Genomic DNA, 11,516 nt, shown 5'->3' with positions numbered 1-11,516 from the left:
GTATAAACCTTTTGGACTTACTATAACTATTTATGATATCTAGCAGCATTATTCTACACATATAATATAAGAACGAACATAACTAGAAATAATATATCGTACCTACAGCACTACCTTGATGACGTAATTTTTTTTTTTGCTACCTATATGTCATGCCTAACGGCATTATTTATACCAGTAGCGAACTGCAGTTAACATATTGTTGCGGGTAAACTACTAGATCCTCCTAAATCAAGTATCGTGCCTGATGACATTATTCTAAACATAATATATTAGAATGAATTTGTGGACAACTAAACCACTATGGACTTAAAGTTCATAGATTTGGTTGTCAGACTTAAAGTCTGCATGTTGCTAGTCTTCAATTATGAAGTTATCATTATTACTTTCATTCGGGCTTCGATGATGTTCCAAATATTGATTTACCATTTCATCTGTAATATTACCTGTACTCCAACACCCAAAACCAATTGCCCAAAAATGACGACCCCAATATCTTTTTTTAAGTTCTGGAAATTCTATTTGTAGTTTTCTTAAAGAACGACCTTTCATTAATTTAACCAAAGTGCTAACATCTTGATAGGGTCGATATTTAATATGCATATGATCTTTTAACACAACCCCTTTTAATATTTGCACTCCTTCCGCTTCACAATTTTGTACTAAAATAGTTCTACAGCGGGTTTTTATGTCTCCCTGCAAAACTGCATATCTATATTTTGTAGCCCAAACTATATGAACCGTCAATCTTGATACTGTATGTCCATTTACTCTTTGAAAATCCATATCTCAAAAGTACATTTTTAGAAGCTAAAAGCGAAATGCACCAAAGTACATAGTTTTAACTATTTTTGGGACCAATAAAAGAATGTGTTTCAGTTATATTTTATCGTACCTACGGCACTAACTTGATGATGTAGATCTTTTTTTTACTACCAATATATCATGCTTGTAAACAATTACTACACCAATAGTGAATTGTAATAAATATTTTGTACCATGTAAATTATTTGAACCTACTAAATCATGTATCATGCCTTATGGCATTATTCTGCACATAATACATTAAAATGAATGTGTTGAAAAATTAAAGAATGTATTCCAGGAGTAATATATTATACCTATGGTACTAACAGCATCATTTCATGCTCTTCGGTACCCATATGTCATACTTAACGGCATTAGAGAAATTGACTGAATCACTTAAAGTTACCATCCAGCTAAAGCTGGCTGCAATTAATAGTGTGCAGATTCACTAATTGCCTATCTGAACTACATACATACATACGCCCACAACACCTGAGGTAAAATTAAAATATCATTAAGTTATTTACCTAACACCAAATTGAGCTTATTAAAAACATACCTTAAACGAGTTTTTCAACTCCCTTCCTGAAGCTTCAGGATCTAGACAACTTGATAGTTTGATATTATATCACTAAAGACTTAAATTGCAATCACCATCCCTTTTATAATTCTAAGTAACTCCACTCACTGGCTATACATACATTACATACGTGTCCAGAAATACAAAAAAGGTAAACTTAAAATTTTATATCTTTATCTACGGATAAACCTTTACTTATCAACAGGTAGACTCTAAATACTAACACATCCAAAAAACTAACTAATCTGCTCAAATCAGTAAAATATGCATAACTCTTCTCTATAGCATGCAAAATGAACAGCTATACAAGCGCAAACATTACAGCTTGACGCCATTTACACATCTACATAAGGTAGTTTGAAATAGTGCTTCAGGATAAGAACAAAGAAGAACCATACTTCCCTCCTAGCCCCGGTAGTAGTGGAAATCCTTTTTTGAGGCTTTTTTTGGCCGCAAAAAAGATTGGAGCGAATAACGGGACTGAATTAACAAATGAAAAACTAGATGTGCTGCTCCTGTAAAAAGAGCTACAACCAAAAACAGAACTTCCTAAAAATAAAAAAACCACCTAACAAAAGTTAGATGGTTTTACGATGAGCCGGCGGAGGGACTCGAACCCACGACCTGCTGATTACAAATCAGCTGCTCTAGCCAACTGAGCTACGCTGGCGTCTCATTTCGGGTGCAAATATAAGCATCATTTCAACAACTGCAACAAAACAACTGTTTTTTTTTCATATTTTTTTTGACATGATTTTACAGAAAAAACCAACAACACACGATTAAAAAAAAAATACAAATTCCTACTAATCTAAAACAAAAAAACCACCTAACAAAAGTTAGATGGTTTTACGATGAGCCGGCGGAGGGACTCGAACCCACGACCTGCTGATTACAAATCAGCTGCTCTAGCCAACTGAGCTACGCTGGCGTCTCATTACGGGTGCAAATATAAGCATGATTTTGAATTCACCAAAATAAATTTGCACTTTTTCGTAGTTTTTTTTGACTACAAATCGTTTATCTTAGCAATCAATTGATTTGCAGTTTGTTCCAATTCAACATTGATTTGTTTGAAATGAGCTTTTTTATTTTCAACGTTCTTAGCGTTCACTTTTGCGATCAAAACATCAAATGCTGCGATAGCTTCATCTATCAAATTGTTCGTTTCATCAGTTGGTTTTCCTGTAGTAGAGATTTCGAATAAATAAACCGCTTCAATAATATCACCTAAAACGTAGTTGATGTCTTTTTTTAAATTCTTAACGTTTGCCATTTTTTTTTAATTTTAATTTGCGTGTGCAAAAATACATATAATCTTTCTATTCCCTACTATGAAATGTAAATTTCTAAAAGAGAAGCTTTTCCACTAACTTCATAACTTTTTAATCCCGCTGGAATCAGAACAGTATCTCCTTTTTTGAAGAGATACTTTTGATTGTTAGCAGTAACATTAAAATCTCCTTCAATACACATATAAACTGTAAAAGTCTCTCCTGTTTTGTTTATTGCGATTGAACCGTCAAGTGGAATTGAATTTGTTGTAAAATATTTACAATCTACAATCGTATTTGATTCATTGGTATTGAGAGTATAAGCTTTAAACGTATCAACTTTATTATAATTTATTGCGTCTAAGGCTAAATCTATATGCAACTCTCTTGTATTACCACTAGCATCTACTCGATCAAAATCATAAAGTCGGTATGTAATATCAGACGTTTGCTGAATTTCAGCAACTACTAGTCCTGCCCCAATAGCATGAACCGTACCTGTTTCAAGAAAAAAAACGTCTCCTTGTTTTACCTCAACGGTATCTAAAATTGACAAGAGCGTTTTATCTTCTAAATTTTGCACATATTCTTTAGCATTTGAATCCTCTTTAAAACCTACAATTATGCGTGCGTCTTTATCGGCTTGCATGATGTACCACATTTCTGTTTTCCCAAAAGAGTTATGGCGTTTTTGTGCTAGAGCATCGTTGGGATGTACCTGAATCGAAAGATCTTGTTTTGCATCCAAATATTTAAATAATAACGGAAAATCTTTACCGAATTTCTGGTAAACTGCTGTTCCTAATATTTCGTTTGGATTGGTTTCTATCAAATCTGTCAATGCTTTTCCTTTGGACTCGCCATTGGCAACTACACTTACATCGTCTTTGACAGCCGATAACTCCCAACTTTCTCCTGTTATACTGGATGTAATTGATTTATTCAAGACCGTTTTCAGCTTTTCCCCTCCCCATATTCTTTCCTTTAAGATCGGCTCAAATTGTAATGGATACAAATTCATATGTTGTTATTTATTGATAATTGCTAGTTCTTTTACTTTTTTTAATGCCTTTGTAATGTGTGCTTTTCCTAAAACGGAATCAAAAATCATTTGAATAATACCATTTTCATCAATTACAAAAGTTATTCTACTCGAAAGTAAACCAAAAAATTGTGATGACACGCCAAATTGTTTTTTAATCTTTTGATTTTCATCAGACAATAAAACAAAAGGAAGCTTATATTTCTTTGAAAAATCGCGATGAGACTGCTGGTTATCGCTACTGACACCTATTAATTCGGCTCCATAATCCTGAAAATCCTGGTAATTATCTCTGAAACTGCAGGCTTGCGCTGAACAAATTGCAGTATTGTCTTTTGGATAAAAATAAATAACTACCATTTTTTTACCAATCAGTGATTCACTATCAAAGTTGTTCCCATCGACATCTTTCAAACAAAACACGGGTGCTTTATCTCCTACCTTCAAAGTCATTATTCTCCTTTATAAGTTACAAAATTACGTGGTGTTTCATACAATACCACTTCAAGTTCGAAATCTGACTGAATTCTTTTTCTGATTTTATCCCAAATAACCACGACAATATTTTCTGCTGTTGGATTAAGATCTTGAAATTCTGAAACATCAAGATTTAGATTTTTATGATCAAAAGGATTTTCCACTTCTTCTTTAATAATATCTGCTAAAATCTTCACATCGATAACGAAACCTGTTTCTGGATCGATTGCTCCAGTAACACTCACAATAAGCTCATAGTTATGACCATGATAATTGGGATTATTACATTTGCCAAATATGGCATCGTTTTTTTCGAAAGACCAGTCTTTGCGATACAAACGGTGAGCCGCATTGAAATGTGCTTTTCTACTTATTGTTACTTTCATACCTATGAATACTTTTTTTTTACTCTCAAAACCTCGAGCTATAGTTGCCCAATTATATTTTATGCTCTTCTAAAAAATGATAAAATTCTTCAAAAATTATTTTAAACCATACAGTATATAATTCTGGTTGATTTTTCATATCTTCCTGAACGGCATCTATACTCATCCATTTCCAACTTTCCGCTTCTTCAATATTGATTTTAGGCTCTTCATTATAATAACCAATCATCACATGATCTAATTCATGCTCTGTCAATCCATTATCAAAAGGTGCTTTATATATAAAATGAAATAACTCTTTTAATTCGGTTTTAAAACCCATTTCTTCAAAAAGTCTACGACTTCCTGCCTCCAAATTGGTTTCTCCTTCGCGTTGATGACTACAACAGGTATTTGTCCACAATAAAGGAGAATGATATTTATGAGCTGCTCGTTGTTGGAGCATTATTTCGTTGTTATTATTTAAAACAAAAACTGAGAAAGCACGATGTAAAAGTGCTTTCTCATGCGCTTCTAATTTTGGCATTAAACCAATTTGTTCGTCTTTTTCATTAACTAATATTACATTTTCTTCTATCATAATTATTTTTAGCCTCACAAAAATACAAAAGAAATACTATTACATGAGGATTACTAAATGGATAAATTAAATTTAACTATTGTTTATTGAGGCTTTGCGCAATCATTTGCGCACATTTTTCACCATCAATGGCTGCGGAAATTATTCCACCTGCATATCCTGCACCTTCACCACAAGGATACAAACCTTTTATTTGCAGGTGCTCAAATGTGATTCCGTCACGAGGAATACGAACAGGAGAAGAAGTTCTAGATTCAGGAGCATGAAGAATGGCATCATTTGTTAAATATCCTTTCATGGACTTACCAAACTCTGAGAATCCTTCTCTTAAAATCTGACTTAAAAACCCTGGGAATACTTGTCCCATTTCCACTGAGGTAGTTCCAGGAACATAAGAAGTCTTTGGAATTTCGCTAGAAACTTTATTTTGTATAAAATCAACCATTCGTTGTGCAGGTACTTTTTGAGTCCCTCCTGCTAAATGCCATGCTTTTTGTTCGATACTTTTCTGGAATTCTATCCCTGCCAAGGCACCATATTTCTGGAACGGTTTAAAATCCTCCAACTTTAATTCGACAACAATACCGGAATTAGCCGTTGCTTGATCTCTTTTTGAGGGAGACCAACCGTTTGTCACTACTTCGCCAGGACTTGTCGCACACGGAGCAATCACTCCACCGGGACACATGCAAAACGAATACATCCCTCTACCTCCTACTTGCTTCACAATACTATAAGGAGCCGGAGGCAAAAGTTCACCCCTATAATCACAGGAATACTGAATTTTATCGATCAATGATTGCGGATGTTCTGCGCGAACACCCAACGCAAAAGGCTTAGCCTCTATAAATATTTTTTTTCTATCTAATAATTCAAAAATATCACGAGCTGAATGCCCTGTTGCTAAAATTAATTTATTAGCCCGAATCATATCACCCGTTTGAGTAACAACTCCTTCGATTTCATTATTCTTGGTCAAAATATCTGTTACTCTTGTTTCAAAAAGTACTTTGCCACCACATTCTATAATTTTTTCTCGAATATCTTGAATGATTTGTGGTAATTTATTGGTACCAATATGTGGATGAGCTTCTACCAAAATATCTGGAGTTGCACCAAAACCTACTAGTAATTCTAAAATTCTAGTTACATCACCACGTTTCTTGGAACGTGTGTACAACTTTCCATCCGAATAGGTACCTGCACCGCCTTCACCAAAACAATAATTAGAATCTTCATTTACAATATGATCAACATTGATAGCTTTCAAATCGCGTCTACGTCCTTTTACATCTTTACCTCTTTCAATCACAATAGGACGTAACCCTAGCTCTACCAATTGCAAAGCAGCAAAAAGCCCTGCTGGACCAGCTCCAACCACAATTACTTCTTGAGCGTTTACTACCGAGGGATAATCGGGTAACTCTATTTTATTTTCTTGAAAAAGCTCCCCTTTGGTATAAACTACAACTTTCAAATTCATTTTGATTGCTTTTTGACGAGCATCAATAGAGCGTTTCAAAATAACAATTTGTTGCAATTCACTTATAGGAATTTGTAGTTTCTTTCCAATAAAATCCTTTAACAAAGATTCATTACTGGCTATATCGGGTGTGACTTGTATGAGAAGTTCTTGAGGCATTGTTTGGTTTAATTACAACATGCATAATTCCATTTCGAATTTCGAAAATAGCATGAAAGGACAAAAATAGTATATTGAAATGAATTTCTATTCGTTATAAAGTATTCCATTTTCATTATTTCATATAACGTTAGTCTTCGTATCTTTGCCTTTCAAACATTTGAAACTAAATTATGTCTAGAAAAATAAAAATGATTTGGGATTTTCGTGGTCCTTCCGGCGCAAAAACTGCTGAACATCATGAAATTCATCTTAAAGAATATATCGACATTGAAAAACTACCGCTGAAAGTTACGGGGTTCGAAATTAAAAATGAGATGCATGCAATTGCTTTCATGGTAGTAACCGATGAGCACATGATACAGATACGCGATATTCTGAAACCTCATCGTGCAGAATTGTATGAAGAGTAAGTGACACACAATGCTCGTTATTTGGAATTCAGCTACCTTAATATAGTATCTTTTAAATCCAAAACAGCCTTAATCTTGAAGTTTTATTTCTAATAAACAAATAGATTTATATAGCACTTTATATAAATCTAGTACTAAATTCAAAAATAAAAGCATTTCGCCAAGACCAACAAAAAACATCTTCAAAAGTAACTACCTTTTAATTTGCTACTTCACTAATGAACTTGATACGCATCAATCGTAGTTCGTCAATATCATAATCACCATCAAATTCTTTGAGTGCTCCATCAATTTTATCTGACTCCGATTCCATAAAATAATCGTAAATTTCTTCTTGCTGGTCTTCGTCTAGCATTTCGTCAATCCAATACTTGATATTTAACTTTGTGCCCGCATATACAATCTGTTCCATTTCTTTGATTAAAGTATCCATGGTTAAGCCTTTTGCTTTAGCGATATCATCAAGTGACAATTTTCGATCAATATTTTGGATAATATATAATTTATTTATCGAATTAGTTCCAGTAGATTTCACTACTAGATCGTCAGGTCGAATTATATCATTATCTTCTACATATCTCATAATTAAAGCAACAAATTCTTTTCCATATTTTTTGGCTTTTCCTTCTCCGACACCGTGAATATTAACTAACTCTTCGACGGAAATAGGATATTTCAAAGCCATATCCTCTAATGAAGGATCTTGAAAAACTACAAAAGGAGGTACTCCAATTTTCTTGGCTTCTTTTTTTCGTAATTCGCGAAGCATATTCATCAAATTTTCATCGATGGCAGCAGTCACTTTCGAAGCTGAAACAATAGCTTCATCTTCGGACTCATTATATTCATGATCCTCTGACATCATAAACGAAGAAGGATTTTGAATAAAATCCAATCCTTTTTGGTTTATTTTTACGATTCCGTAGGTCTCAATATCTTTAGCCAAATAACCCGCTACTAACACTTGACGCAATAATGCCATCCAGTATTTTTCATCAAATTTATTTCCGCTTCCAAAAAAAGGCTGTACATCTGTACGATGTGCTTTGATCATTGCATTAACTCTACCAATTAATGTAAATACAATTTCTTTGGATTTATATATGTGTTTTGTATCTCTGACGATTTCAAGCAATTTAACTACTTGATCTTGGGCTTCTACTTTCGACTTTGGATTTCGAACATTATCATCCATATCGGCACCATCACCTGTCTCATCATCAAATTCTTCTCCAAAGTAATGCAATAAGAACTTCCTTCTTGACATTGAAGTTTCGGCATAGGCCACGACTTCTTGGAGTAAAGCAAAACCAATTTCTTGTTCTGCCACTGGTTTTCCTGACATGAATTTTTCTAATTTCTCCACATCTTTATAAGAGTAGTACGCAAGACAATGACCTTCGCCACCGTCACGACCTGCTCGACCAGTTTCTTGGTAGTAACTCTCCAATGATTTTGGGATATCATGATGAATAACAAAACGCACATCTGGCTTATCAATTCCCATTCCAAATGCAATAGTAGCCACAACAACATCTACATCTTCCATTAAAAACATGTCTTGATGTTTGGCTCTCGTTTTTGCATCTAACCCTGCATGGTATGGAACAGCACTAATTCCATTTACTTTTAATACCTCTGCAACTGCTTCAACTTTTTTGCGACTTAGGCAATAGATGACACCAGATTTCCCTTTGTGTTGACGTATGAATCGAATAATATCTGACTCTACATTTTTTGTTTTTGTGCGTACTTCATAATAGAGATTAGGTCTATTGAACGATGCTTTGAACGTTGTTGCATCAGACATATCCAAATTTTTAAGAATGTCTTCTTGTACTTTTGGAGTTGCTGTAGCGGTAAGACCGATAACTGGAACGTCTCCTATTTGTTTAATTATATTTTTCAGATTTCGATACTCTGGTCTAAAATCGTGTCCCCATTCTGAGATACAATGCGCTTCGTCAATGGCAACGAACGATATCGTTACACTTTTAAGGAAATTCACATTCTCTTCTTTTGTTAAGGACTCGGGAGCAACATAGAGTAATTTTGTCAAACCAGAAGTAATATCTTTTTTGACTTGTGTAATTTCCGTTTTTGTTAAAGAGGAATTCAAAACATGAGCCACACCGTTTTCTGAAGACAAACTACGAATAGCATCTACTTGATTTTTCATTAAAGCAATCAAAGGAGAAACTACAATAGCAGTCCCCTCTCTTGTCAAAGCGGGTAGTTGATAACAAAGTGATTTACCACCACCAGTGGGCATAATTACAAACGTGTTTTGCTTATTGAGCAAACTTTTAATTACTTGTTCCTGCAGTCCTTTAAACTGACTAAAACCAAAATATTTCTTTAATTCCTTATGGATATCAATTTCGTTTGAATTCATTCTTTATTATATGGTATTTTATCTAAATTTGCACTTTATAAAGATAAACATTTCTTTCATAATTACAAATTTTAACCATTCTGTTTTGATATCAAAAGAAAATATATTGGCTATTGCCAAAAAAACGATTCTATCTGAAAGTGATGCGATTGCCAAATTAACGGACTTCCTTACCGATAGTTTCTACGATGCCACACAAGCCATCTTTAATTCTAAAGGCCGGCTAATTGTCACTGGTATAGGAAAAAGCGCCATCATTGCACAAAAACTAGTGGCTACTTTTAACTCTACTGGAACCCCTTCCTTATTTCTTCATGCTGCAGAAGCCATTCATGGCGACCTAGGTATGGTACAAAATGAGGATGTAATTATTTGCATTTCTAAAAGCGGAAATAGTCCCGAAATAAAAGTATTGGTCCCGTTATTAAAACGTTTTGGTAACACTTTGATAGCTATTACAGGTAATATGTCATCATTTCTTGCACAAGGATCTGACTTTGTATTGAACACGACTGTTGAACAAGAGGCTTGCCCAAACAACCTTGCTCCCACCAATAGTACTACGGCACAATTGGTCATGGGAGATGCAATTGCCGTTTGTTTAATGGAACTTAAACATTTCAAACCCGAAGATTTTGCGATTTATCATCCTGGAGGCGCATTGGGTAAAAAACTATTACTGAAGGTAAATGATATGCTAGAGCATACTTTAAAACCTATAGTTACTCCTGATGCTTCTATCAAACAGGTAATTTTTGAGATTTCTGAGAAGCGTTTGGGAGTTACTGCCGTTGTTGAAAATAACCAAGTCATAGGTATTATTACCGATGGTGATATTCGTCGCATGTTGAATGATCGTGATTCGTTTGTTAATTTGACCGCTAAAGACATTATGACCAAAAATCCAAAATTGATTCAATCGTCTACAATGGTCGCCGAGGCTTTAAACATCCTGGAAGACTTTAAAATCACACAACTGATTGTTGTTGAAGACAAAACCTACAAAGGTGTATTGCATTTACACGATATTTTAAAAGAAGGAATTATATAATGACAAAGAAAAACCAAAGTGAGATGTCCTTTTTGGATCATCTAGAAGATTTAAGATGGTTATTGGTCCGCAGTACGATTGCGATAATCATCATGGCGTGTTTTACCTACTTTATTAGTGATTACCTTTTTGATACCATTATATTTGGCCCCACTAGACCCACCTTCTTCACCTATACCTACATGTGTGAATTGTCACACCAACTTGGATTTGCAGAAAGCATTTGCGTTACCGAAATGCCTTTTATTATTCAAAATACAGAAATGGAAGGGCAAGTAAACGTCTTTATTTGGATCTGTCTTTTGGCTGGATTTATTCTGGCGTTCCCCTTTATATTATGGGAAATTTGGAAATTTATCAGTCCAGCTCTTTATGACAATGAGAAAAAAAATGCTCGCGTTTTCATTTTCTTTTCTTCATTACTTTTCTTCTTAGGAGTACTTTTTGGTTATTTTATTGTTATTCCGATGTCTGTCAACTTTGTAGCCACTTTTACGGTGAGTAGTGTTGTACTGAATCAATTTACATTGGACTCGTATATTGGTATGGTAAAAACATCTGTAATTGCTAGTGGATTATTTTTTGAAATGCCTATTATCATTTACTTTTTGACTAAGCTTGGACTTGTAAATCCAAAATTTTTAAGAGATTACCGGAAATATGCCATTGTATTGGTATTGATTATTGCAGCTATTGTTACTCCACCAGATGTTGTGAGTCAAACAATTGTTGCTGTTCCTATGTTGTTAATCTATGAAGCTAGTATATTTTTATCGGTATTGGTATATAAGAAAGAAAAGCAATCGTAACAAATATTTATGATTAAATGCTGTAGTTTATTCGTTTATTTGTAAAGTCTAAACACAGAA

The 11,516-nt window shown here is 34.2% G+C and carries 11 protein-coding genes and 2 tRNA genes; 3 read left to right on the top strand and 10 right to left on the bottom strand.

The genetic code is table 11. The annotated features are described in order from the left end of the window. Window positions 1-354 precede the first annotated feature (354 nt). From tnpA to M2326_RS08710, 9 genes are all read right to left on the bottom strand, one after another. Entirely contained in the window at window positions 355-786 is a 432-nt protein-coding gene (gene tnpA / locus M2326_RS08750) for an IS200/IS605 family transposase (RefSeq protein WP_264619183.1), read from the bottom strand. A 1,197-nt stretch (window positions 787-1,983) separates the two neighbouring features. Further along, window positions 1,984-2,057: transfer RNA gene (locus tag M2326_RS08745), tRNA-Thr, on the bottom strand. Window positions 2,058-2,244: 187 nt separating this feature from the next. Then, window positions 2,245-2,318, bottom strand: a tRNA-Thr gene (locus M2326_RS08740). Window positions 2,319-2,396: 78 nt separating this feature from the next. After that, window positions 2,397-2,663 (bottom strand): hypothetical protein, encoded by a 267-nt coding sequence (locus tag M2326_RS08735; RefSeq protein WP_264619182.1) that lies wholly within the window; start codon window positions 2,661-2,663, stop codon window positions 2,397-2,399. Between the two features lie 56 nt (window positions 2,664-2,719). Beyond that, entirely contained in the window at window positions 2,720-3,682 is a 963-nt protein-coding gene (locus M2326_RS08730) for a type I phosphomannose isomerase catalytic subunit (protein ID WP_264619181.1), read from the bottom strand. A gap of 6 nt (window positions 3,683-3,688) precedes the next feature. Beyond that, window positions 3,689-4,156, bottom strand: a complete 468-nt coding sequence (locus M2326_RS08725; protein WP_264619180.1) for a peroxiredoxin — start codon at window positions 4,154-4,156, stop codon at window positions 3,689-3,691. Continuing rightward, the gene (locus tag M2326_RS08720) at window positions 4,156-4,566 is read right to left on the bottom strand and encodes a 6-pyruvoyl trahydropterin synthase family protein (protein ID WP_264619179.1); all 411 of its coding nucleotides are present in this window, start codon (window positions 4,564-4,566) and stop codon (window positions 4,156-4,158) included. Before M2326_RS08720 ends, M2326_RS08725 begins: the two co-directional genes overlap by 1 nt. A gap of 52 nt (window positions 4,567-4,618) precedes the next feature. Then, the gene (idi, locus tag M2326_RS08715; RefSeq protein ID WP_264619178.1) at window positions 4,619-5,146 is read right to left on the bottom strand and encodes an isopentenyl-diphosphate Delta-isomerase; all 528 of its coding nucleotides are present in this window, start codon (window positions 5,144-5,146) and stop codon (window positions 4,619-4,621) included. 76 nt (window positions 5,147-5,222) lie between these two features. After that, complete coding sequence (locus M2326_RS08710; RefSeq protein WP_264619177.1) at window positions 5,223-6,788, bottom strand: NAD(P)/FAD-dependent oxidoreductase; 1,566 nt, start codon at window positions 6,786-6,788, stop codon at window positions 5,223-5,225. A gap of 173 nt (window positions 6,789-6,961) precedes the next feature. Here M2326_RS08710 and M2326_RS08705 point away from each other — a divergent pair, with 173 nt between their 5' ends. After that, window positions 6,962-7,201, top strand: coding sequence for a hypothetical protein (locus M2326_RS08705; protein ID WP_264619176.1), 240 nt, complete (start codon window positions 6,962-6,964; stop codon window positions 7,199-7,201). A gap of 199 nt (window positions 7,202-7,400) precedes the next feature. On the opposite strand, the gene M2326_RS08700 is transcribed toward M2326_RS08705, so the two are convergent. Further along, window positions 7,401-9,596: an ATP-dependent DNA helicase RecQ gene (locus M2326_RS08700; RefSeq protein WP_264619175.1), complete on the bottom strand. Its 2,196-nt coding sequence runs from the start codon at window positions 9,594-9,596 to the stop codon at window positions 7,401-7,403. Window positions 9,597-9,681: 85 nt separating this feature from the next. On the opposite strand from M2326_RS08700, the gene M2326_RS08695 reads away from it, so the two are divergent. Then, window positions 9,682-10,647, top strand: a complete 966-nt coding sequence (locus tag M2326_RS08695) for a KpsF/GutQ family sugar-phosphate isomerase (RefSeq protein ID WP_264619174.1) — start codon at window positions 9,682-9,684, stop codon at window positions 10,645-10,647. Continuing rightward, window positions 10,647-11,456, top strand: a complete 810-nt coding sequence (gene tatC, locus M2326_RS08690; protein ID WP_264619173.1) for a twin-arginine translocase subunit TatC — start codon at window positions 10,647-10,649, stop codon at window positions 11,454-11,456. The genes M2326_RS08695 and tatC overlap by 1 nt, the downstream gene beginning before the upstream one ends. Window positions 11,457-11,516 lie beyond the last annotated feature (60 nt).

It is taken from the genome of Flavobacterium psychraerolatum, assembly GCF_025960985.1.
In the GTDB taxonomy this organism is placed as follows: Bacteria; Bacteroidota; Bacteroidia; order Flavobacteriales; family Flavobacteriaceae; genus Flavobacterium.
This window is presented reverse-complemented; position numbering and strand designations above follow the sequence as displayed.